The organism is Limnohabitans sp. TS-CS-82, from assembly GCF_002943475.1.
In genome coordinates this window covers 158,048-180,248 of the sequence record NZ_PTQX01000003.1, presented here as the reverse complement: position 1 = coordinate 180,248, position 22,201 = coordinate 158,048, and the positions used below count along the sequence as shown (strand labels likewise).

Annotated in this window: 19 protein-coding genes; 6 read left to right on the top strand and 13 right to left on the bottom strand. The window is 56.0% G+C overall.

Going from position 1 to position 22,201, the window contains the following annotated elements; genetic code table 11:
• Positions 1 to 28 precede the first annotated feature (28 nt).
• Together C5F52_RS08650 and C5F52_RS08645 are read left to right on the top strand one after the other, a co-directional pair.
• On the top strand, positions 29 to 1,231 hold the full coding sequence (locus tag C5F52_RS08650; protein ID WP_104797954.1) for an ammonium transporter: 1,203 nt from the start codon (positions 29 to 31) through the stop codon (positions 1,229 to 1,231).
• 193 nt (positions 1,232 to 1,424) lie between these two features.
• Positions 1,425 to 1,871: an RNA-binding protein gene (locus C5F52_RS08645; RefSeq protein ID WP_104797953.1), complete on the top strand. Its 447-nt coding sequence runs from the start codon at positions 1,425 to 1,427 to the stop codon at positions 1,869 to 1,871.
• A 44-nt stretch (positions 1,872 to 1,915) separates the two neighbouring features.
• On the opposite strand, the gene lptC is transcribed toward C5F52_RS08645, so the two are convergent.
• The 8 genes from lptC to rpmH all read right to left on the bottom strand — a co-directional run bounded on the left by lptC (position 1,916) and on the right by rpmH (position 8,243).
• Positions 1,916 to 2,584, bottom strand: coding sequence for an LPS export ABC transporter periplasmic protein LptC (lptC, locus tag C5F52_RS08640; protein ID WP_104797952.1), 669 nt, complete (start codon positions 2,582 to 2,584; stop codon positions 1,916 to 1,918).
• On the bottom strand, positions 2,581 to 3,153 hold the full coding sequence (locus tag C5F52_RS08635) for an HAD family hydrolase (RefSeq protein ID WP_104797951.1): 573 nt from the start codon (positions 3,151 to 3,153) through the stop codon (positions 2,581 to 2,583). The genes lptC and C5F52_RS08635 overlap by 4 nt, the downstream gene beginning before the upstream one ends.
• Positions 3,153 to 4,157: an SIS domain-containing protein gene (locus C5F52_RS08630; RefSeq protein WP_104797950.1), complete on the bottom strand. Its 1,005-nt coding sequence runs from the start codon at positions 4,155 to 4,157 to the stop codon at positions 3,153 to 3,155. Before C5F52_RS08630 ends, C5F52_RS08635 begins: the two co-directional genes overlap by 1 nt.
• Positions 4,158 to 4,185: 28 nt before the next feature.
• A complete protein-coding gene (gene mnmE, locus C5F52_RS08625; protein WP_104797949.1) occupies positions 4,186 to 5,610 on the bottom strand; it encodes a tRNA uridine-5-carboxymethylaminomethyl(34) synthesis GTPase MnmE in 1,425 nt (474 codons plus the stop codon).
• Positions 5,611 to 5,697: 87 nt separating this feature from the next.
• Positions 5,698 to 7,404, bottom strand: coding sequence for a membrane protein insertase YidC (yidC, locus tag C5F52_RS08620; protein ID WP_104797948.1), 1,707 nt, complete (start codon positions 7,402 to 7,404; stop codon positions 5,698 to 5,700).
• Entirely contained in the window at positions 7,401 to 7,673 is a 273-nt protein-coding gene (gene yidD / locus C5F52_RS08615; RefSeq protein ID WP_104797947.1) for a membrane protein insertion efficiency factor YidD, read from the bottom strand. The genes yidC and yidD overlap by 4 nt, the downstream gene beginning before the upstream one ends.
• Positions 7,670 to 8,080 (bottom strand): ribonuclease P protein component, encoded by a 411-nt coding sequence (locus C5F52_RS08610; protein WP_104797946.1) that lies wholly within the window; start codon positions 8,078 to 8,080, stop codon positions 7,670 to 7,672. Before C5F52_RS08610 ends, yidD begins: the two co-directional genes overlap by 4 nt.
• Before the next feature lie 28 nt (positions 8,081 to 8,108).
• A complete protein-coding gene (gene rpmH, locus C5F52_RS08605; RefSeq protein WP_005798102.1) occupies positions 8,109 to 8,243 on the bottom strand; it encodes a 50S ribosomal protein L34 in 135 nt (44 codons plus the stop codon).
• 203 nt (positions 8,244 to 8,446) lie between these two features.
• Between rpmH and dnaA the strand changes: the two genes are divergently transcribed.
• The 3 genes from dnaA to gyrB all read left to right on the top strand — a co-directional run bounded on the left by dnaA (position 8,447) and on the right by gyrB (position 13,833).
• Positions 8,447 to 9,859 carry a chromosomal replication initiator protein DnaA gene (dnaA, locus tag C5F52_RS08600; RefSeq protein WP_104797945.1) on the top strand — a complete coding sequence of 471 codons (1,413 nt, stop codon included), beginning with the start codon at positions 8,447 to 8,449 and terminating at the stop codon, positions 9,857 to 9,859.
• A 235-nt stretch (positions 9,860 to 10,094) separates the two neighbouring features.
• Entirely contained in the window at positions 10,095 to 11,201 is a 1,107-nt protein-coding gene (dnaN, locus tag C5F52_RS08595; protein ID WP_104797944.1) for a DNA polymerase III subunit beta, read from the top strand.
• Positions 11,202 to 11,268: 67 nt separating this feature from the next.
• A complete protein-coding gene (gene gyrB, locus C5F52_RS08590; RefSeq protein ID WP_104797943.1) occupies positions 11,269 to 13,833 on the top strand; it encodes a DNA topoisomerase (ATP-hydrolyzing) subunit B in 2,565 nt (854 codons plus the stop codon).
• On the opposite strand, the gene C5F52_RS08585 is transcribed toward gyrB, so the two are convergent.
• The 3 genes from C5F52_RS08585 to C5F52_RS08575 all read right to left on the bottom strand — a co-directional run bounded on the left by C5F52_RS08585 (position 13,830) and on the right by C5F52_RS08575 (position 15,492).
• Entirely contained in the window at positions 13,830 to 14,315 is a 486-nt protein-coding gene (locus C5F52_RS08585; RefSeq protein ID WP_104797942.1) for a Spy/CpxP family protein refolding chaperone, read from the bottom strand. The two genes, gyrB and C5F52_RS08585, sit on opposite strands and share 4 nt — an antisense overlap.
• Before the next feature lie 122 nt (positions 14,316 to 14,437).
• On the bottom strand, positions 14,438 to 15,301 hold the full coding sequence (locus C5F52_RS08580) for a pirin family protein (RefSeq protein WP_104797941.1): 864 nt from the start codon (positions 15,299 to 15,301) through the stop codon (positions 14,438 to 14,440).
• Entirely contained in the window at positions 15,298 to 15,492 is a 195-nt protein-coding gene (locus C5F52_RS08575) for a heavy-metal-associated domain-containing protein (protein WP_104797940.1), read from the bottom strand. The genes C5F52_RS08580 and C5F52_RS08575 overlap by 4 nt, the downstream gene beginning before the upstream one ends.
• Before the next feature lie 33 nt (positions 15,493 to 15,525).
• Here C5F52_RS08575 and C5F52_RS08570 point away from each other — a divergent pair, with 33 nt between their 5' ends.
• Entirely contained in the window at positions 15,526 to 17,811 is a 2,286-nt protein-coding gene (locus C5F52_RS08570; RefSeq protein WP_236657789.1) for a cation-translocating P-type ATPase, read from the top strand.
• Between the two features lie 53 nt (positions 17,812 to 17,864).
• Here the strand turns inward: C5F52_RS08570 and C5F52_RS08565 are convergent, their stop codons facing one another.
• On the bottom strand, positions 17,865 to 20,945 hold the full coding sequence (locus C5F52_RS08565; RefSeq protein WP_104797938.1) for an efflux RND transporter permease subunit: 3,081 nt from the start codon (positions 20,943 to 20,945) through the stop codon (positions 17,865 to 17,867).
• Positions 20,942 to 22,192, bottom strand: a complete 1,251-nt coding sequence (locus C5F52_RS08560; RefSeq protein ID WP_236657788.1) for an efflux RND transporter periplasmic adaptor subunit — start codon at positions 22,190 to 22,192, stop codon at positions 20,942 to 20,944. The genes C5F52_RS08565 and C5F52_RS08560 overlap by 4 nt, the downstream gene beginning before the upstream one ends.
• Positions 22,193 to 22,201 lie beyond the last annotated feature (9 nt).

Below are 22,201 nucleotides of genomic sequence, written 5' to 3'. Positions count from 1 at the left end.
AAAGAACATCAACGACAAGGGAATAGTTATGGACGCACACAAACAGGGCGCAGATGCTTTGTTCATTCTGCTAGGCGCAATCATGGTGCTGGCGATGCACGCAGGTTTTGCATTTTTAGAGTTGGGCACGGTTCGCAAGAAGAACCAGGTCAATGCGCTGGTGAAAATCTTGGTGGACTTTTGCGTGTCCACCGTGGCTTATTTCGTCGTCGGCTACGGCGTGGCGTATGGCGCGAGCTTCATGGTGGGCGCTGAGTCGTTGGCCGACAAAAACGGCTACGAGCTGGTGAAGTTTTTCTTCCTGCTGACGTTTGCCGCCGCCATTCCCGCCATCATTTCGGGCGGCATTGCGGAACGTGCCAAGTTTTGGCCGCAATTGATTGCGACAGCCGTGATTGTGGGTTTTGTGTATCCCTTCTTCGAGGGCATTGCTTGGAACCAGCACTTCGGCTTTCAAGCGTGGCTCAAGGCCTTGACAGGTGAAGAGTTCCACGACTTCGCAGGCTCTGTGGTGGTGCACGCCGTGGGTGGCTGGATCGCTTTGCCCGCCGTGCTGTTGCTCGGTGCGCGCAGCAACCGCTACCGCAAAGACGGCGCCATTTCAGCGCATCCGCCTTCGAGCATCCCATTCCTCGCTTTGGGCGCATGGATTCTGATCGTGGGCTGGTTTGGCTTCAACGTGATGAGCGCACAGACCTTAGACAAGATTTCGGGCTTGGTCGCCGTGAACTCACTGATGGCGATGGTGGGCGGCACGCTGGTGGCGTTGCTCTTGGGCAAGAACGACCCCGGCTTTGTGCACAACGGCCCCTTGGCTGGCTTGGTGGCGGTGTGTGCTGGCTCTGACTTGATGCACCCCATGGGCGCGTTGGTGGTCGGCGCGGTGGCCGGTGCCATCTTTGTGGTGATGTTCACTTTGACGCAGAACAAATGGCGTGTGGACGATGTGTTGGGCGTGTGGCCCTTGCACGGAGTGTGCGGCACTTGGGGCGGCATTGCAGCAGGCATCTTTGGTGCGCAATCGCTGGGTGGCTTGGGCGGCGTGAGCTTGACCGCGCAATTGGCAGGCACCGCACTGGGGGTGACTTGGGCGTTGCTGGGTGGCTTTGTGGTCTACGGCGTGCTGAAAATGACGCTCGGTTTGCGCATGAGCCAAGAGGAAGAATTTGAGGGCGCCGACTTGTCTATCCACAAGATCAGCGCGTCGCCAGACCGCGAATCGAGCTGGTAAGCCGCATGAATTGTGGTTTTTCAGCGATTTATTCGTGCGAATACTGGAAAACGCTTGGTTTTATGGGGTGCTTGTGCCCCATAATGGCCGTTGCTATGTCGATACCTGAGTTTTGACGTGGTGTATTTGGTGATCGGTCAGTTTCGGTTCGGGACTCCATCGCTTTGTTTTTGTGTTTTAAGGAGTCCCTTCCATGGGCAATAAATTGTACGTCGGCAACCTGCCGTATTCGGTTCGCGACAGCGACCTCGAGCAGTCTTTTGGACAGTTCGGTACTGTGACCAGCGCTAAAGTCATGATGGAACGCGACACAGGTCGCTCCAAAGGTTTTGGCTTTGTGGAAATGGGCAGCGATGCCGAAGCTTTGGCTGCTGTCGAAGGCATGAACGGCGCACCTTTGGGTGGTCGTAGCCTCGTGGTGAACGAAGCCCGTCCTATGGAGGCACGTCCTCCCCGCACTGGTGGCGGTGGCTACGGTGGTGGTGGCGGCGGTGGCGGCTACGGTGGTGGCGGTCGCGAAGGCGGCGGCGGCGGCGGCGGTTTCCGTAGCCCATACGGCGGCGGCGGTGCTGGCGGTGGCCGTAGTGGCGGCGGCGGCGGTGGTCGCGGCGGCTTTGGCGGCGGTGGCAACAGCTACTGATCTGCTTGACTGCACATCAAAAAGGCTCCCTCGGGAGCCTTTTTTTATGGGGTTGTTTTTTTGTCAGTCGTTTGAGATCGCGGTGCAATCGTGCCACGCACACGGCCTTGGAGCTGGATGATGCGGTCTAGGTTGTCGTAGTCCATGCGATCTGCTGTGAATCGGTCGCCGCTGCCGCGCAACATTTCAACCGGCAAATGCGAGCGCACATTCTCAGTGTTGGCAAAAAGGTGCAAAAAGTCACTGCGCAACTCGGTACGAGGCAACACCACGCCTTGCGGTGTCTTGGCGGCCTCGCGCACGATTTGCGCCTTGTTGAACAACTGTGCTTCGGAACCGTCTGCGTTGATCACGCCACGTTCGGCACGTGAAATGGTGAGCCGGCCTTCTGACGAAAAAGCCCGAATATGCGGGTGGTCGATCTCAAGCGTGTCGGTGTCGGGGTAGTGACGACCTTCAGCGCCCAAAATTTCGCTTTTGAGTTTGCCATCGGCGCCGAACACTCTCACTGAAAAATCGCGCATGAAGTAGTCAGGCACATGACGCGGCGCAGACTCCAACTCGACCTCGCCCATGACCGGTGTGTTGCGCACCAACCAATACGTGGACAAGGCCATCAAGCCCATGAGAAAAATGGGAAAGTAGACCGCGAGGTGGTCCCACGTTTGACGCAAACGCGCCCAGACGGATCGCGACACGAGCGCTTGGCTCATGCGAGATGACCGTACAACAACTCGGCATAACGGCCCGAAGCCACCACCAGCAAATCGCAAAATTCGCGTGCGGCACCGTGGCCACCTTCACGTTGGGTGACGTAATCGGCCATGGCCTTGACTTCGATGTGCGCGTTGCTCGGAGCGCAGGCAAAGGCCGCCAATCGCATGACGGCCATGTCGGGCCAATCGTCACCAATGTGTGCGGCTTGTGACCAGTCATAGCCCAGTTGGGTGAGAATTTCTTGGGCCGCCGGTGCTTTGTCTTCGGTGCCGTAACGCACATGCTCAATACCCAAGGCTTTGAGCCGGGTACGCAGCGGCGCACTGTCGCGGCCGGTGATGACAGCGGGCGTGATGCCTGCCTTTTTCAGCATCTTCAACCCATGACCATCGAGGGTACAAAAGCGCTTGATGGTTTCGCCGCTTTCGGTGAAGTACAAACCGCCATCGGTCAGCACCCCGTCCACATCGAAGAACGCCACGCGCACGCCTTGAGCACGCAACAACAGTGCAGGGTCAAAGCTCAGCGCGGGGATTGGCATGGCTGTTTGTGAGCGTTGTGTCATCAGATCACCTTTGCACGCATCAAGTCGTTGGTGTTCAAAGCGCCGCAGAGCAGGCCTTGCGCGTCCACCACCAGCACGCTGGTGATGCGATGCAACTCCATCAACTCCGCGGCTTCAGCCGCCAAGGCGGTCGCACGCACGGTGCGGGGTTGGGCGTGCATGACTTGCTCAGCGCTGAGTTGGCGCATGTCGGTGCCTTTTTCAATCAGACGGCGCAAGTCACCATCGGTGAACACGCCCAGCACCTTGCGCTGTGCGTCCACGATGGCGGAGGCGCCCAGTCCTTTGGCGCTCATCTCGCGCATCAATTCGCTGAAAGTCGCGGTGGGCAACACATGGGGCACGTCATCACCGCTGCGCATCACGTCGCTGACGTGGGTGAGCAAGCGCCGGCCCAAGGACCCACCGGGGTGCGAACGCGCAAAGTCTTCGGCACGAAAACCGCGTGCATCAAGCAAGGCCACGGCCAAGGCATCGCCCAAGGCCATTTGTGCCGTGGTGCTGGCCGTGGGCGCCAAGTTCAACGGACAGGCTTCTTTGGCCACCGCGCTGTCGAGCACGATGTCGGCATGCTTGGCCAGGGTCGATTGCACGCCACCGGTGATGGCAACCAGAGGGACGCCTTGGCGTTTGAGCACGGGCAAGATGGCGGCGAGTTCATCGCTCTCGCCGCTGTTGGAAATGGCAATCACCAAGTCGCCGTCTTTGACCATGCCGAGGTCACCGTGGCTGGCTTCGGCGGGGTGCACAAACATGGCGGGTGTGCCCGTGGACGCCAAGGTGGCTGTGATTTTGCGACCCACATGGCCGCTTTTGCCCATGCCCATGACCACCACACGGCCACTGACTTTGAGAATGGCACGCACGGCCAACACAAAACTAGGGGACAAGCGGTCGCGCAAGTCGCGCACGGCGTTGGCCTCTATCTCCAACGTGTCATGGGCCAGTTGCAAGATGCGTTGGTCGTCCACGGGCGCGATGGTGGGGGCGTGAGTTTGGGTCATGGTTTGATTTTATCGGCCAGGTGCCGTTTTACTTGCCGATGCAAAAGCTAGAAAAGATGACGCCGAGTAAATCGTCGGACGAGAACTCACCGGTGATGGTGTTGAGCGCGTTTTGACTCAAGCGCAGTTCTTCGGCCAACAAATCTAAGGCTGGCACTTTGGCTTGCAAACAGGCGTTGGCTTGGTGCAAATGCGCATCGACTTCGCGTAAGGCCTGCACATGGCGTTCACGCGCCATGTAAAGCCCCTCGGCGCTGCCGCCTTGCCAGCCCACCACTTGCAGCAAGTGTTCGCGCAAGGCCGGTAAACCGTCACCGGTTTTGGCGGAGAGGCGCAGGGTCAGACGTGACTCACCAGAAGGCACAGCACCTTCGCTGGTATCGGCCTTGTTCCACACATGCAACACCGGAACGTGCGCGGCCACGGTTTGCTGCAAGGTGGCTTCAATGTCAGCGTCTGCGGCTTTGTAAGTGGCATCGCTTTGACGGGTGAGGTCATGCAAAAACAACACGGCGTCGGCTTGGCCAATTTGGTCCCACGCGCGCGCAATGCCAATGCGCTCGACCTCATCTACGTCGGGGTGGTCGCGCAGTCCTGCCGTGTCGATGACGTGCAAAGGCACGCCTTCGATTTGAATGGTTTGTTGCACCACATCACGCGTGGTGCCCGCAATGGGCGTGACGATGGCCAACTCGGCACCGGCCAACGCGTTAAGCAAGGAGCTTTTGCCTGCGTTGGGTTGGCCCGCAATGACCACGCGAATGCCCTCACGCAACAACGCGCCTTGACGGGTTTGCTGCGTCACACGCAAGAGGTTAGCTTGCAAGCGGTCCAGCTGACCTTGGGCATCGGCTTGTTTCAAAAAGTCGATGTCTTCTTCGGGAAAGTCCAACGTGGCTTCCACCAACATGCGCAAGTGGATTAAGGCATCACGCAGTTGGTGAATCTCCGTTGAAAACGCACCCGCCAACGAACGACTTGCACTGCGTGCGGCGGCTTCGGTGCTGGCATCAATCAAGTCAGCCACGGCTTCGGCTTGGGCCAAGTCGAGTTTGTGATTCAGAAATGCACGTTGCGTGAATTCCCCCGGTTGCGCCAAACGCAGGCCGCGCAACAAGGGGCGTTGTTCGGCATCCTGTTGTGCGGTGACGTCTAAACAACGTGCGAGCAACAATTGCAGCACCACGGGACCGCCGTGCGCTTGCAACTCCAACACGTCTTCGCCTGTGTAGCTGTTGGGGCCAGGGAAGTGCAGCGCCAACACATGGTCGATGGGTGTGCCGTTGGCGTCCGCGATGGGCAAATACGTGGCTTCACGCGGCTTGAGGCTGCGGCCGCACAAGGCCTGCACCACAGGGCCCAAGCCTTTGCCGCTGAGTCGCACGATGCCGACGGCGCCTCGACCGGGGGCAGTGGCAATGGCAATGATGGGGGCGTCGTGTTGTGAAAGCATGAATGGATTGTCCAGAAAAAAACCCGCCACCCTTTCGGACGGCGGGTTTTCAAATTTTTGAAAGCGAAAAAGCTTTCAAACTTTGATTTAGAACTTAGGCAAGTTGAATTGCGGTGGCACGCCCATGCGGATGTTGATGAACCACTGCTGTGCAATCGACAGCACGTTGTTGGTGATCCAGTAGAGCACCAGACCTGCTGGGAAGAAGAAGAACATCACGCTGAAGGCCAGCGGCATGATCCACATCATCTTGGCTTGCATGGGATCGGGTGGTGCGGGGTTCAAGGCTGTTTGCAACAGCGTTGTCAGCGTCATCACCAAAGGCAAGATGAAGAAAGGATCGGGTGCGGCCAAGTCGTGGATCCAGCCCATCCAAGGCGCATTGCGCATTTCAACGGTGGACAAAAGCACCCAATACAAGGCGATGAACACGGGAATCTGAATCATGATGGGCAAGCAACCACCCATGGGGTTGACCTTCTCTTCACGGTAGATTTTCATCATCTCCACTTGCATTTGCTGTGGGTTGTCTTTGAGACGCTCACGCATCTCCATGATGCGTGGATTGACCGCTTTCATTTTGGCCATGCTCTTGTATGCATGAGCATTCAAACCATAGAAACCGGCTTTGAGCAACAACACCAAGGCGACGATGGACCAACCCCAGTTGCCCAAGATTTTGTGAATTTGGTCGAGCAACCAGTACAAAGGCTTGGCCATGATGGTGAGCCAACCGTAGTCTTTGACCAGCTCCAAGCCTGGGTAAAGGGCTTCAAGTTTTTTCTCTTCTTGTGGACCGGCGTAGAAAGTGGCAGCCACGCTTTTTGTTTCCCCAGGTTTGATGGCATCCAAAGGTGCAATCAAGGTGGCCCGGTAGCAGCAGTCGGCCATGGAAGAACCGATGTCCACAGCGTCCATCGAAATGTCACGCTTCAAGCCGTCAGGCAAAATCCAAGCGCTGACAAAGTAATGCTGAACCATGGCGATGTAACCATTGGCCGATTGCTTTTCGATGTCGAATTTTTTCTTTTTGATGTCGGAAAATTCCACCTTTTCATACTTCTTAGCGTCTGTATAAACAGCAGGGCCCGTGAAGGTGGAATAGAACGACGATTCGCCCGCAGGTTTGTTGCCATCGCGAACCAATTGGAAATACAACTGCGGCGACACCTCTTGTGTGCTGGTGTTGACGATGTCGTGTTTCACGGCCATGTCGTAAGCACCGCGCTTGAGAGTGTAGGTTTTCACCAATTTCACGCCGCCTTGGGCTGCAGACTCAAACGTGATGTTCAGTGTTTGAACATCACCTTGCAATTTGCGTGCGCCCGGCAAAACTTTCATCGCTGTCTTGTGCGTGGGCATGGAGACACCCGGGGTACTGGCGATCAAGCCTGTTTGAGCCATATAGATGCGCTCTTTGCTGTCATCTAACAAGACCACGTTGTGCCCTAGGTGCAACACATCCGCTTGGGTCAAAAACTCCACGCGCGCCAAGGTACCGCCTTCGGTGTCAAACGTGAGTTTGAGCACGTCAGTTTCAACCTCGATCAGCTCTTTAGGCGCAGAAGTTTGACCTTCGGTAACAGGCACGGTGCCTGGCTGAGCAGCCACAGCAGCGGGCACGCCAGCAGCTTGAGGCACATCAGAAGCAGGCTTTGCGGCCGCTTGTGCTTGTTGTGCAGGGTTGGGAAAGAAGGTGGCTTTATTTCCATTGAAGATCTGCCATTGGTCCCACAAAAGGACCATGGAAAAGCCAAAAATCACCCACAAAATGGTGCGGCGAATGTCGTTCATGAAGAGTTCTTTCCGGAGTTGGAAGATGTCGAAGAAGTCAAAAATGCAAGCTGTGTAGGCGGAACAGGATCTTGTCCACCCGCGCACCATGGGTGACAACGACCCAAACGGCGCAACGTCAAATAGCTGCCATGCGCTGCACCGTGTTGTGACAAAGCTTCTAGCGCATAGACCGAGCATGTCGGCTCAAATCGACACGCCGAACCGAGCCAAGGACTGAGGAACAGTCGATAGGCTCGAACGCATCGGATGAGGAACATTTGCATCATGGCGAAATAACTTTGCCAAACAACTGTGTCAGTTCTTCGCGAACTGCAATTTTCAAGGCGTCTGAAGACGCACTGATGAATTTTTTGGTGTCAAACGTGGTGCGCAACCGCACCACATAAGGCGTTGGCGTCAATTGGGCCGCAAATTCTTGCGACACGCTGTGAATCTGACGCCGAATCAAATTGCGCGTCACCGCGCGTTTGGCCCATCGCTTGGGTGTCAAAGCACCCAACATCAAAACGTCGTGCAAAAACAGGGCCTGAGTTTTTTCAAACTCTGGCCCTGCCAAATTGATCTGCGTGGGACGCCACTGATGCAACACAAAGTGCGGCGTTCTAGCCACACTGCCTGCTGCCATGACAGCCTGAAACTCAGCCCACTGCGTCAGACGTTCCACGGCGCTCACGTCGCGGGCCTGTTCAGTGGTTTGAGAATTAGACAGCCAGACGCTTGCGGCCTTTGGCGCGACGTGCGTTGATCACAGCACGGCCGCCACGAGTTTTCATGCGGACCAAGAAACCGTGTGTACGGGCGCGGCGTGTTTTAGAAGGCTGGTAAGTGCGTTTCATGATGATTCCAAATATCTAGACCCTGAAGATCAGGGAAACCCGTGATTATCTCAAATTTTTAAGCCGCTCTGAATTTTCTTGCACAAAGGGGTGAACTGGCCACTTTAAAGGCCGAAAAATTTTTACCGTGACCTGTGGATAAAAGTTTGATAAAGTGCGTTTTCGCGGGAATTTTTACCCAGCTATCCACAGAAAAATAATTCATGATTCAGGGTCTCCCTTCCTCTGCCACAGACGGCTTGCCTTCAAATTCAGGCGATGGTTTATGGCAAACCTGTGTCGATCAACTCGCACAAGAACTCCCTGAACAACAGTTCAATACGTGGATCAAACCCCTGCAAGCCACTGTTGCTGAAAATTTCAGCAAGGTGGTTATTTTGGTTGGCAACCGTTTCAAGCTTGACTGGGTGCGTGCCCAGTACGCCAACCGCATTGCTGCACTTTTGCACCAACTTTATGGCCAACCCATTCAAGTTGAATTAGCCATCACGCCCAAAGAAGCACCCGTTAAAACGCGTGTGGTCCCTTACACGCAAGAGTTGGAATCTTTGCCCGAAAGCTTTGTGGGCATCGAAGAAGCAGCGCCCACAGGCCCTCGCACACGCCTCAACACAGCACTGACCTTTGACAGCTTGGTCGAAGGTACCGCTAACCGCATGGCACGCGCTGCCGCACTGCATGTGGCCACCATGCCCGGCCAGCTGTACAACCCTTTGTTCATTTATGGCGGCGTTGGCTTGGGTAAAACCCATTTGATGCACGCCGTGGGCAACAAAATGCTGGCCGAACGCCCAGACGCCAAAGTTTTGTACATCCACGCTGAACAATTTGTGTCCGATGTGGTGAAAGCCTACCAACGCAAAACCTTTGACGAATTCAAAGAGCGTTATCACTCCTTAGATTTGCTGCTGATTGACGACGTTCAGTTTTTTGCCAACAAAGAAAGAACGCAAGAAGAGTTTTTCAACGCGTTTGAAGCGTTGCTGGCCAAAAAGTCACACATCGTGATGACCAGCGACACGTATCCCAAAGGGTTGACCGACATTCATGAGCGCTTGGTGTCGCGATTTGATGCGGGTTTGACGGTAGCCATTGAGCCGCCCGAACTTGAAATGCGTGTGGCCATTTTGATCACCAAGGCACGCAACGAAGGCACGGAGATGCCCGAAGAGGTTGCCTTCTTCGTCGCTAAAAACGTGCGTTCTAACGTGCGTGAGCTGGAAGGCGCCTTGCGCAAAATCTTGGCTTACTCACGTTTCAACCAAAAAGAAATCTCGATTCAACTCGCGCGTGACGCCTTGCGAGACTTGTTGTCGATCCAAAACCGTCAAATCTCTGTTGAGAATATCCAAAAAACGGTTGCGGATTACTACAAGATCAAAGTCGCGGACATGTACTCCAAGAAACGGCCTGCCTCGATCGCGAGACCTCGCCAAATTGCGATGTACCTGGCCAAAGAGCTGACGCAAAAAAGTTTGCCTGAAATTGGTGAATTGTTTGGTGGACGTGACCACACCACCGTTTTGCATGCCGTTCGTAAGATTGCCGCCGAACGTCAACAACTCACCGAGCTCAATCAGCAACTTCATGTGCTCGAACAGACACTAAAAGGCTAAATTTTCAACTTCGCATAACCCTGTGGATAATTTTTGAACAACACACCAGTTATCCACAGACCCAAGCAACATACCAAAGTTATCCAGTTTTGAGTGACAGCAGAAAAGCAAGCTTGCCAACACCCTTCAAAGTGATCCAAGTCCTTGAAAAAAAAGAGGAAAATGCTGTTTTCCACAGAAACCTGCTGTGCTTATCTACTACTACTACTTTAAATAAAGAAAACAAGAGGAAGAGATGATCGTTCTGAAAGCTACGCAAGACAAAGTTTTGGCCGTATTGCAATCCGTGGCTGGCATCGTTGAACGACGCCACACATTGCCTATCTTGGCTAACGTATTGATTCGTAAAACAGGCAGTTCACTGCAACTGACTACCAGTGATTTGGAAATCCAAATTCGCACCACAGCTGAACTCGATGGCGATGCAGGCAACTTCACCACGACGGTGGGTGCACGCAAGTTGATCGACATCTTGCGCACCATGCCTTCTGATCAAACGGTGAGTTTGGAATCGAGCCAAAGCAAATTGATTTTGAAAGGCGGCAAAAGCCGCTTCACTTTGCAAAGCTTGCCTGCTGAAGACTTTCCTCTGGTGCAAGAAGCTGCCAACTTTGGTCCTGCATTCAGCGTGCCTCAGAAGACTTTGAAAGAGCTGTTGAACCAAGTTTCTTTCTCGATGGCCGTGCACGACATTCGTTACTACCTCAATGGCATTTTGTTTGTGGCAGAAGGCAAGCAACTGAGCTTGGTGGCAACAGACGGTCACCGTTTGGCATTTGCATCGGCCATGTTGGATGTGGAAGTGCCGCGTCAAGAAGTCATCTTGCCGCGCAAGACAGTGCTTGAAATGCAGCGTTTGTTGAGCGACAAAGAAGGCGCCATCGACATGCAGTTCGCCAACAACCAGGCCAAGTTCACGTTTGAAGGCATGGAGTTCGTCACCAAGTTGGTCGAAGGCAAGTTCCCCGACTACAACCGTGTGATTCCTAAGAACCACAAAAACACCATCACCATGGGTCGCACCGCATTGCTCGCTACCTTGCAACGCACGGCCATTTTGACCAGCGACAAGTTCAAAGGCGTTCGCTTGAACTTGGAGCCTGGTGTTTTGCGTGTGGCGTCAAGCAACGCTGAGCAAGAAGAGGCCGTCGACGAGCTCGAAATCGACTACGGCGGTGATGCCATCGAAATTGGTTTCAACGTGACCTATTTGATCGACGCCTTGACCAATATGGACCAAGACATGGTTCAAGTGGACTTGGCCGATTCGAACAGCTCCGCGCTCATCACCATCCCAGGCAACGACACGTTCAAGTACGTGGTGATGCCAATGCGCATCTAAGCGCCACTGATTATTTTTTTCTCGACAGAATTCGCAGCGCCTTGTGCGCTGCGCACGAAGATTTGCTATGACCGAACCTACTCAAATTCCTGAAACTCCCATCACACCTCCAGCCGGTGAAGGCTATGGCGAAGGATCTATCCAGATCCTTGAAGGACTTGAGGCCGTTCGCAAGCGCCCAGGCATGTACATCGGTGATACGTCGGATGGCTCAGGCTTGCACCATTTGGTGTTTGAGGTCGTTGATAACTCGATCGACGAAGCTTTGGCGGGTCATTGCGATGACATCGTGGTCACCATCCACAGCGATAACTCCATCAGCGTGACCGACAACGGTCGCGGCATTCCAACTGGCGTGAAGATGGACGACAAGCACGAGCCCAAGCGCAGTGCTGCTGAAATTGCCTTGACCGAATTGCATGCGGGTGGCAAGTTCAACCAAAACAGCTACAAGGTCTCAGGTGGTTTGCACGGCGTGGGTGTGTCATGTGTGAACGCACTGTCGAAATCTTTGCGTTTGGTGGTGCGTCGCGAAGGCAAAGTGCACACCTTGGAATTTTCCAAAGGCTTTGTGCAAAACCGAATCATTGAAGTGGTGAATGGCGTGGAAGTTTCGCCCATGCGCATCACGGGTGAGACAGAGAAGCGCGGTACGGAAGTTCACTTCTTGCCAGACACTGAAATCTTTACCCAAAACACAGATTTCCATTACGAAATCTTGAGCAAGCGTTTGCGTGAACTGAGCTTCTTGAACAACGGTGTACGCATCCGTTTGATGGATGAACGCACAGGCAAAGAAGACGATTTCTCGGGTGCGGGCGGCGTCAAAGGTTTTGTGGACTTCATCAACTCCGGTAAAAAAGTGTTGCACCCCAATGCTTTTTATTCCGAAGGTGAACGTCCTTCTGAAACGTATGGCGGTATTCCTGGCACCAGCATTGGTGTGGAAGTGTCCATGCAGTGGAACGACGGCTACAACGAGAACGTGCTGTGTTTCACCAACAACATTCCGCAACGCGATGGCGGCACCCATTTGACGGGTCTGCGCGCTGCCATGACACGCGTGATCAACAAATACATCGAAGAACACGAGTTCGCTAAAAAAGCCAAAGTCGAAGTGACGGGCGACGACATGCGCGAGGGCTTGTGTTGCGTGTTGTCGGTCAAAGTGCCTGAACCTAAATTCAGCAGCCAGACCAAAGACAAATTGGTGTCGAGCGAAGTGCGTGCACCGGTGGAAGACATCGTGGCCAAAGCTTTGGGCGATTACCTGCAAGAACGTCCCAACGATGCCAAGATCATTTGCGGCAAGATTGTGGAAGCAGCGCGTGCGCGTGAAGCCGCTCGTAAAGCCCGCGAAATGACGCGCCGCAAAGGTGTGCTCGACGGTATGGGCTTGCCCGGCAAGTTGGCCGATTGCCAAGAAAAAGACCCAGCACTGTGTGAAATCTACATCGTCGAGGGTGACTCGGCCGGCGGCTCTGCCAAGCAAGGCCGTGACCGCAAATTCCAAGCGATTCTTCCTTTGCGCGGCAAAATTTTGAACGTCGAAAAAGCGCGTTACGAAAAGCTGTTGACCAGCAATGAGATCTTGACGCTCATCACCGCCTTGGGCACCGGCATTGGCAAAGCCAGTGCAGAGTCTGGCAAGTCAGCGACCGACGACTTCAACGTCGACAAGCTGCGTTACCACCGCATCATCATCATGACTGACGCGGACGTGGACGGTGCGCACATTCGCACGCTGTTGCTCACATTTTTCTATCGCCAAATGCCTGAATTGGTGGAACGCGGTCACATCTACATTGCGCAGCCACCGCTTTACAAAGTCAAAGCAGGCAAAGAAGAGCTTTATTTGAAAGACGCGTCGGCACTCGACGGTTTCTTGCTGCGCATTGCTTTGAAAGAAGCCAGCATCACAACCGGTGGCGCTAATGCCCAAACTTTGAGTGGCGACACCTTGGCTGAGTTGGCGCGCAAGCACCAGCTGGCTGAAGCCGTCATTGCACGTTTGAGTGGCTTCATGGACGCAGAAGCTCTGCGTGCCATGGCCGATGGTGTGTCGGTCAACCTCGACACGGTGGCCGATGCCCAAGCGTCTGCTGAAGCGATGCAAGCCAAGTTGCGCGAGTTGGGCAGTGGCTCAGAAGCGTCGGGCGAGTTTGATGTCCGCACCGACAAACCCATTTTGCGCATCAGCCGCAGCCACCACGGCAACGTCAAGAGCAGCATCATCACGCAAGACTTTGTGCACGGTGCCGACTACGCCGCGTTGGCCGAAGCCGCACAAACCTTCCGTGGTTTGTTGAGCGAAGGCTCACGCGTGCAGCGTGGTGAAGGTGAAAAGGCCAAAGAAGAAAAGGTCAGCGACTTCCGTCAAACCATGAAGTGGTTGATTGGTCAAGCCGAAAACGCTACCGCACGTCAACGCTACAAGGGCTTGGGCGAGATGAACCCTGCACAGTTGTGGGAAACCACGATGGACCCCACCGTGCGTCGTTTGCTGCGTGTGCAAATTGACGACGCGATCGAAGCCGATCGCGTGTTCACCATGTTGATGGGCGACGAGGTGGAGCCCCGCCGTCACTTCATCGAAAACAACGCTTTGCGCGCTGCCAACATCGACATTTAATTGCGTCGACCTTTCCAGTGTCCATGTTCTGGAAGGGTTTCGGCGTCAAACACCTTTTGCTGTTCGACGCTCAGTTGGTTGTAGAACGTGCGTGTGGCTTCGGTGCGTTGTTTGATGTGGGTTTGCATGGCCGCGAAGTTGGCTTCATGCATCGCATTCATTTTTTCTAGGCGCTCGGGCGTGCTGAGCTTGGCCAACGCCTCTCGGTCAACCGGCTGCATAGGGCGGTTGGCAGGCGCCTTCATGCCTTGCAAAAAAGCCGTCCATACGGGTTCTTGCGATGGTGCCAAATGCAGTTTGGCTTTCAATTCAGTCTGTCGCTTTTCCCAACGCTTGCCCATGCGTTCATGCATGCGGTCATCGTCATGGTGCATGCCCATCTCGCCCATCATGGGTTGAGCTTGTGCAGGCAATGTGGCTGCCATGGCTGTGCCAGCCAGCAGGGCAGTCATGGCCAAACGGGTGATGTTCAAACGGTTCATAAAAGTTCCTTAAAGTGAGAAGCAAAATGCCTCTGTTGAGCTTTGACTGTGAACCGTTTGTGTGTCGCGTCTGTGCGCTAAACAACAACTTGCGTAAAGTTGTGTAACGCACACCCCATTTTTTAACCCATCAGACCTGCGCGAAAGTCGTCTACCGCTTGAACGAGCTCTTCACGCGTGTTCATCACAAACGGACCGTATTGCGCAATCGGCTCGCCCAAAGGCTGGCCTGCAATCAAGATGGCGCGTGTGTTGGCTTGAGCGCGCAACACAACGCCGTCACCAAGGTTGCTCAACACAGCCATGCGTTGCACGGGCACAGTGGTTGCCTGATCGCCGTGAACCACCTCTAAGCTGCCTCGGTACACATACACAAAAGCGTTGTGTGTGGCAGGCAAGGTTTGTTCAAAGACGGTGTCGTTGGTATTGGGAAATTGCACATCCAAATAAATGGGATGCGTGTGTTCGCGTTGCACAGCACCTTCAGCCCCGTGTGACGCACCGGCAATCACGCACACCAACACACCATTCCCGGTGGTGACTTCAGGTATGTCTTCGCTTTGAATGTCGCGGTAGCCTGGCGTGCACAGTTTGTTTTGACTCGGCAAATTCAACCAAAGCTGAAAGCCTTCCATCACGCCTTCTTCTTGCTCGGGCATTTCGCTGTGGGTCAGGCCGCGTCCTGCGGTCATCCATTGCACACCACCGTTTTGCAGCAGGCCTTCGTTGCCCGCACTGTCTTTGTGGCGCATGCGGCCCGCGATCATGTAGGTCACGGTCTCAAAGCCACGGTGGGGGTGGTTGGGAAAACCGGCAATGTAGTCGTCAGGCTTGTCGCTGCCAAAAGCGTCGAGCATCAAGAAGGGGTCGAGACGCGTCTGCAAGTCATGGGTCAACACGCGGGTCAAGCGCACCCCTGCGCCATCTTGTGTGTCTTGGCCTTGTACCAAGCGTTCGACGCTGCGGCCTTGCGTGACGGCACTCATGCGACCGCGTAGCCTTCTTCGGCAATCACATGGGCCACGGTTTCGCGAGGCTGTTCAGTTTGCACCACCACTTTGTCGTGGTTTCGGTCGATCTGAACTTGTGCTTGCGCATCCAAACGCAGCACCGCTTTTTTGACGGCCATTTCGCAATGCCCGCAGGTCATGCCTTGAACTTGAAAAGTGTGTTCCATAAGTCGCTCCTCATAAAGATGTAACCTTACCGCATGAATGAATTGTCCTGCGATATCGGTATTGGTGGCATGACCTGCGCTTCGTGTGTGGCCCGTGTGGAACGCGCGATTGCCAAGGTGCCAGGTGTTCAATCGGTCAGCGTCAACCTCGCCACCGAGTCTGCGCGTGTGACGTGGGCTGAGTCTGCGGCTGGCACCGGCGATGCGTCGAGTTCTGATGCAGAGATGGCTTCAGACACCCAAACGCAACAAGCCCGTTTGCGACGTGCCGTGCGCGATGCCGGTTACGAACCCCTCGCTGCCGAACACTTAGAGCTTGCGCCTGTCGGGCCTTGGGTCGGGTTTTTGCCTGTGGCCATCGGTTTGCTGCTGAGCGCGCCTTTGGTCTTGCCCATGTTGGGCGATGCCTTGGGCCAACACTGGATGCTGCCCGCGCTGTGGCAATTTTTGTTGGCCACCCCTGTGCAGTTCATCCTCGGTGCGCGCTTTTACAAAGCGGGTTGGCATGCGCTGTTGGCAGGCAGCGGCAACATGGATTTGTTGGTCGCCTTGGGCACCACAGCTGGCTGGGCCTTGTCGGTTTGGCTGTGGCTCAGTGCGCCTGCGGGGGCCATGGTGCATTTGTACTTCGAAGGCTCAGCCGTGGTGATCACGCTGGTGCTGTTGGGCAAGTGGTTGGAGGCGCGCGCCAAACGCCAAACCACCGATGCCATTCGCGCGCTGCATGCCTTGCGACCCGAACGCGCTCGCGTCATCGGTTTGGATGGAGAGATGGACATTCCCATCGACGAACTGCTGGTCGGTGACCGCGTGGTGGTCTTGCCCGGTGAACGCTTTGCGGCGGATGGCGTGGTGTTGGAAGGTCAAACCCAGGTGGACGAATCCATGCTGACGGGCGAGCCTTTGCCGGTGTCTAAAACCGTGGACGCGCATGTCACCGGTGGCAGCATCAACGGCGAGGGGCGTGTGGTGGTCAAAGTCACCGCCACGGGCACTGCCACCGTGTTGGCCAACATCATCCGTTGGGTCGAAGACGCGCAAGCGGCCAAGGCGCCCATTCAGCGTTTGGTGGACCAAGTTTCTGCTGTCTTTGTGCCAGTCGTCTTGGTCTTGGCCGTGTTCACCTTGGGAGGCTGGTGGTGGACGGGGCACAGCGTGGAGGTGTCGCTGATTCATGCGGTAGCGGTGTTGGTCATCGCTTGCCCCTGCGCCTTGGGTTTGGCCACGCCTGCGGCCATCATGGCGGGCACGGGTGTGGCAGCGAAATTCGGCATTCTGATCAAAGATGCCCAAGCCTTAGAGATCGCACACCGCGTGGACACCGTGGCGTTTGACAAAACCGGCACGCTCACGGTCGGGCAGCCACGTTTGCTGTCACTTTCGGTGGTCGATGAACTTCAAACCCGCGACCCCCTTGACGCCAGCTGGTTGGCCCTCGCGGCCAGCCTGCAAAGCGGCAGCGAACACCCCCTGGCTCACGCCGTGGTGCAAGCCGCCAAGGCCCAAGGGCTGAGCGTGACACCGCCCACCGACATGCGTGCTGTGCCCGGCTTTGGCAGCGAAGGCACGGTGCAAGGTCGTACTCTGTTGTTGGGCAGCTTGCGCTGGATGGATGTTTTACAGGTGCCAGAAGGCCCTTGGCGCGCTCAGGCGACTTCGTTGCAGGCGGAGGGTGCCTCGGTATCCGTTTTGGTCGAACGCGCGCCACAGGGCCTTCTAGCCCGCGCCGTGCTGGCCTTTGGTGACGAACCTAAGCCCGGTGTGCAAGCGGCGCTGGCACGGCTGCGCGAACGTGGTCTGCGGTTGGTCATGATTTCTGGGGACAACCCAGGCGCTGCGCAAGCCATGGCCGCCCGTTTGGGTCTGCGTCCTGACGAAGTGCACGCCAACGTCATGCCCGGCGACAAGGCCGCGTTGGTGCGTCAACTCCAGCACAACCCCGACGGCCCTCCGCATGTGGTGGCTTTTGTGGGCGATGGCATCAACGACGCCCCAGCCTTGGCCGCTGCCGATGTGGGCCTCGCCATGGCCAATGTCAGCGTGCATGGCCAAGGCGGTGGCACCGATGTGGCCATGAACGCCGCAGGCATCACGTTGATGCGCGGCGATGTGGCGCTGGTGGCCGGTGCTTTGGATATTTCGGCGCGCACGGTGGCCAAGATTCGCCAAAACCTGTTTTGGGCCTTTGCCTACAACGCCGCGGGCATTCCGCTGGCCGCCATGGGCTACCTCAGCCCTGTGGTGGCGGGTGCGGCCATGGCGCTGAGCTCGGTCAGCGTCATGACCAACGCCTTGTTGCTCAAGCGTTGGAAGCCTTAAAGCAAAAAGCCACAGCATGTTGCTGTGGCTTTTTGCATGGCGGTTAACGCGGTTTAGGCTTCTTTAGGCGCCTGCAAGGGTTTGTTGGAGAACCAAGCCACATACAACGCAGGCAACACCACCAAGGTCAGCAGCGTGGCGGTAACCAAGCCACCGATTACCACAATCGCCAAAGGCCGTTGAGTTTCAGAGCCAATGTCGTGGCTCAGTGCCATCGGCAGCAAGCCCAAAGCGGCCAGCATGGCCGTCATCAAGACCGTGCGCAGACGTTGCAACGCGCCTTCTTTCACGGCATCTATCACGGTGTAGCCCGCGTTGCGCAGTTGTTGAAAGACCGACAGCATCACCACCCCGTTGAGCACCGCTTGCCCCGACAGCGCAATGAAGCCAATGGCCGCTGACACCGACAGCGGAATGCTGAAAATCCACAGCGCCACAAAGCCGCCAATCAAGGCCAAGGGCACGTTGATCAAAATCAGCCCCGCGGTTTTGAACGAGCCAAACGCGTCGAACAGCAGCACGAAGATCAGCAATAACGAAATCGGCACCACCACGCCTAAGCGTTGCATGGCGCGTTCTTGGTTCTCAAATTCGCCGGACCAAGTTAGCCCGTAATTGCGCGGTATTTCCACCTTCGCAGCGACGATGGTTTTCATGTCCGCCACGATTGAGCCCATGTCGCGACCTTTGATGAAAATACCAATGGCCATCGTGCGACGTCCAGCTTCACGCGCGATGTTCATCGCACCGCTGCCTTCGCGAATTTCTGCGACGTTGCTGAGTTGCGTGCTGCCACCGTTTGGGGTGGGAATCAAGATGTCTTTCAAATTCACAATGGCACGACGTTCAGAGGCCAAGCGCACCGCCACTGTGAACCGGCGCTCGCCTTCCCAGATGGTGGTTGCGGCTTTGCCAGCCAGTGCAGTTTCGATCACGTCTTGGATGTCACTGACATTCAGTCCCAGACGAGCGCTACGCTCTCGGTCGATGTCGATCAACAGTTGTGGCAACTCGCCCTGACGGTCAATCTCGGCACGGTACACGCCGCGTACGGTGCGTATCTCATGTTCAATCGCCTCAGTGGTTTTGCGCAAAATATCCAGATCGTCACCTGAAACTTTGATCACGATTTGCCCATCAATTTGTGAAATCGACTCCAACACGTTGTCACGAATCGGTTGTGAGAACGTGGGTTGCATGCCTGGCAGATCGGACACGGCACGGTCCATTTCTTCAATCAGATGTTCACGCGTTAAACCCTTGCGCCACAGTTCAGGCGCTTTCAAGTCGACAAAGACCTCCGCCATGCTGATGGTTTTGGGGTCGGTGCCATCTTCAGGCTGACCCGCTTTTGATACGGTTGTTTTTACCTCGGGCACAGTGAGCAAGGCGGTTCGCACGTTGTGCAGCACCTTCGCAGCCTCATCGTTGGAGATGCTGGCGGGTAAGCGGACATTGACCCAAATGGTTCCCTCGTTGAGCTCGGGCAAAAATTCTGAGCCCAGCCGAGAGGCGGCGAGCACCGACAGGAAAAAGCCTGCCATCGCGATCACCACCACCTTGCGCGGCTGTGCAATGGCCCAAGTCAGTACCGGTTCGTAAAGACGTTTGGCGCTACCGACCAAACGGTTGTCGCCGTGTGGAACGCCTTTGCGCAACATCCAATAAGACAACAAGGGGACCAAGGTTAGCGAGAAAACCAAAGACCCGATCAGCGCAGTCGTGACCGACAGCGCCATGGGTTGGAAGATGCGGCCTTCATGGCGTTGCAGCGCAAAAATGGGAATGTGCGCCGCAATGATGATGAGCATGGAGAACACGGTGGGTCGACCCACTTCGCTGGCGGCGTTGGTGATGAGGGTGCGACGCTCTTTCTCGTTCATGCCTTCGCCGCGTTCAGCCAAGCGGTGCATGATGTTTTCCACCACGATCACGGCCCCGTCCACGATGATGCCGAAATCCATCGCACCCAAACTCAACAAGTTGGCCGGCACGCCCATGATCTTCAAGCCTAAAAAGGTGGCGAGCAAAGACAGCGGAATGACCACCACCACCGCCAGCGATGCGCGTAAGTTCGACAAAAACAGATAGAGAACCAAGCCGACCAACAGGGCACCTTCGACCAAATTTTTAAACACCGTGGTCAGTGTTTTCGCCATCAGCCAAGTGCGGTCGTAAAACGGCACGATCTGCACACCTTGCGGCAGCACGCGGTTGTTCAAATCGTCGATGCGTTCTTTCACGCCTTTGAGAACCACGCTGGGGTTTTCACCTTTGCGCATGATGATGATGCCCGTCACCACATCGTCATCGCTGTCTTGACCCACGGTGCCTAAACGCGGCACAGCGCCGATCGTGACTTTGGCCACATCGCGGACCAGCACAGGTGTGTTGCCTCGGGTGGTGATGACAACCCGCCCCAAATCATCGGCGGAGTGCAGCAATCCCAAACCGCGGATGGCGTATTGCTGCGTGCCCTGTGTGATGTAGCTGCCACCCGCGTTGGCGTTGCCATGTCCAATCGCGTTGGACAGGTCTTGCAAGGTGAGTTTGAACTGGCTCAACTTGTGCAAGTCGGGCTGCACCTCGTATTGCTTGATGAAGCCACCCATCGCCACCACATCGGCCACGCCGGGCACTTGACGCAGCGCGCGTTCAACGCTCCAGTCTTGCAAGGTGCGCAGCTCCGTGGTGGACTTGCCATCGCCACGCAATCGGTAGCGCATGATTTCGCCGACGGGTGTGGCGTTTGGCGCAATTTGTGCCTCTACGCCTTCGGGCAAGTCGATGCCGCGCAAGCGTTCATTCACTTGTTGGCGAACCACGTTCACTTCGGCGTTGTCGTTGTAAGTCACCACGGTGAATGACAAACCAAACTGTGTGTGTGAAAACACCCGAATCGAATTTGGCAAGCCCGATAACGCGACTTCAATGGGAAGCGTGACTTGTTTTTCGACTTCTTCGGCCGCGCGCCCTGGGTAGAGCGCAATGACGGTGACTTGTGTGTCGGTGACGTCTGGGAAGGCTTCTACCGACAGGTTCTTGAAGGCAAATACCCCCGCCATCACAAACAGCAAAGTGCCCAGCAAAATGAACAGAGGCTGGTTCAGCGCGTAATGAATGAGACGTTTCATTTTTGGTCTGCCGCAGTTTGGGCGGGGGCTGTGCTGTGTTGTTTTTGTGCTTCTTCCTTGGCAATCCGAAACTCACGGGCCAACAACAAGCTGTTGTCTTTCACCACCAAGTCACCGGCTTGCAGGCCTTGCACGACCAGCACTTCTTGCAGGCCTTCGTAGCCGAGTTTGACTTGACGGGGTTCAAACACGCCAGGCTCGGTTTGCACATAGGTCCAATGTTCGGTGCCACGCAATTGCACGGCGCTGGCGGGCACCAACACGCCGGCGGCCAGCTTGCGTTCGATGCGGGCCGTTCCCAGCATTTCGGCTTTGAGTTGGCGTTGCGCGTTGTCGATGACGGCGCGAACTTTGATGGTGCGCGTGTTGCTGTCAATGAAGTCGCCCGTCGCGGCGATCTTGGCTTGGAAGCTTTGACCGGGAAAGCTGTGCAAGATCAGTTGGATGGTGGTGCCAGGTTTGAGCGAGGCCACGTCAGATTCGTGCGCGTCAATTTGCACCCAGAGCACGCTGGGGTCGCTGACCACAAAGAGGGCGGGGTTGCCGGGGCCGCCTTGGTCGGGACGCACTTCTTGACCCGCGCTCAGGTTGCGTTCCACCACCACGCCGCGCACGGTCGAGGCCAAGCCCAGTTGTTGGTTCACACCGCTGCTTGCGCCGTACAGGCTGGTGCGTGCATGGGCGCGTGCTACTTCGGCTTGGGCGCGTGCGGCTTCGGCTTCGGCTTGTTCGAGGTCTTTGCGGGAAATGATGCCGGCTTCAAACAGCTCACGTTGGCGAGCGAGGTTGCGTTCGGTCAAGCGTGCATCGGCTTGGGCTTTGGCGGTGTCGGCTTGGGCGGCGCCAAACTCGGGCGATGCCAAGGTGGCCAGCACTTGGCCGACTTGCACGCTTTGTCCAATGTCGGCGTTGAGTTGTGCCACGCGTCCTGCAAAGGCGGGGTAGATGCGTTGGGTGCGTTCTTCGTTCCACACCAAGCGCGCCGGCAACTCAATGCTCACGCTTTGTGCAGCCACGGCAGGCGCTGTGCCCAGCAAGGCCAGTTGTGGGTGACCGGCAGGAAAGCGCAGCTGTTGGCCTTGCACGATGGGTTGCGGCGCTGCGGCGAGGCGTGGCGCTTCCTGGCCGGTGAGTGTGTAGCCCAGCACCAGCAAAGCGATCACGGCAGCCATAGCTCCGTAGCGTTTGGCAGGCGTGTTCAAAAAGGAAGAGGCTTTGTCGGTCATGGTGTTTTTGTGTTCAGACATGTTGTTTTT

Bases quoted from the DNA above. Each gene is read 5' to 3' on its own strand.
- C5F52_RS08645 (WP_104797953.1), top strand. From the start codon at position 1,425: ATGGGCAATAAATTGTACGTCGGCAACCTGCCGTATTCGGTTCGCGAC.
- yidD (WP_104797947.1), bottom strand. From the start codon at position 7,673: ATGATGCAAATGTTCCTCATCCGATGCGTTCGAGCCTATCGACTGTTC.
- dnaN (WP_104797944.1), top strand. From the start codon at position 10,095: ATGATCGTTCTGAAAGCTACGCAAGACAAAGTTTTGGCCGTATTGCAA.
- C5F52_RS08565 (WP_104797938.1), bottom strand. From the start codon at position 20,945: ATGAAACGTCTCATTCATTACGCGCTGAACCAGCCTCTGTTCATTTTG.
- C5F52_RS08560 (WP_236657788.1), bottom strand. From the start codon at position 22,192: ATGTCTGAACACAAAAACACCATGACCGACAAAGCCTCTTCCTTTTTG.
- C5F52_RS08570 (WP_236657789.1), top strand. From the start codon at position 15,526: ATGAATGAATTGTCCTGCGATATCGGTATTGGTGGCATGACCTGCGCT.
- gyrB (WP_104797943.1), top strand. From the start codon at position 11,269: ATGACCGAACCTACTCAAATTCCTGAAACTCCCATCACACCTCCAGCC.
- C5F52_RS08650 (WP_104797954.1), top strand. From the start codon at position 29: ATGGACGCACACAAACAGGGCGCAGATGCTTTGTTCATTCTGCTAGGC.
- C5F52_RS08575 (WP_104797940.1), bottom strand. From the start codon at position 15,492: ATGGAACACACTTTTCAAGTTCAAGGCATGACCTGCGGGCATTGCGAA.
- C5F52_RS08585 (WP_104797942.1), bottom strand. From the start codon at position 14,315: ATGAACCGTTTGAACATCACCCGTTTGGCCATGACTGCCCTGCTGGCT.
- C5F52_RS08630 (WP_104797950.1), bottom strand. From the start codon at position 4,157: ATGACCCAAACTCACGCCCCCACCATCGCGCCCGTGGACGACCAACGC.
- C5F52_RS08635 (WP_104797951.1), bottom strand. From the start codon at position 3,153: ATGACACAACGCTCACAAACAGCCATGCCAATCCCCGCGCTGAGCTTT.
- dnaA (WP_104797945.1), top strand. From the start codon at position 8,447: ATGATTCAGGGTCTCCCTTCCTCTGCCACAGACGGCTTGCCTTCAAAT.
- mnmE (WP_104797949.1), bottom strand. From the start codon at position 5,610: ATGCTTTCACAACACGACGCCCCCATCATTGCCATTGCCACTGCCCCC.
- yidC (WP_104797948.1), bottom strand. From the start codon at position 7,404: ATGAACGACATTCGCCGCACCATTTTGTGGGTGATTTTTGGCTTTTCC.
- lptC (WP_104797952.1), bottom strand. From the start codon at position 2,584: ATGAGCCAAGCGCTCGTGTCGCGATCCGTCTGGGCGCGTTTGCGTCAA.
- rpmH (WP_005798102.1), bottom strand. From the start codon at position 8,243: ATGAAACGCACTTACCAGCCTTCTAAAACACGCCGCGCCCGTACACAC.
- C5F52_RS08580 (WP_104797941.1), bottom strand. From the start codon at position 15,301: ATGAGTGCCGTCACGCAAGGCCGCAGCGTCGAACGCTTGGTACAAGGC.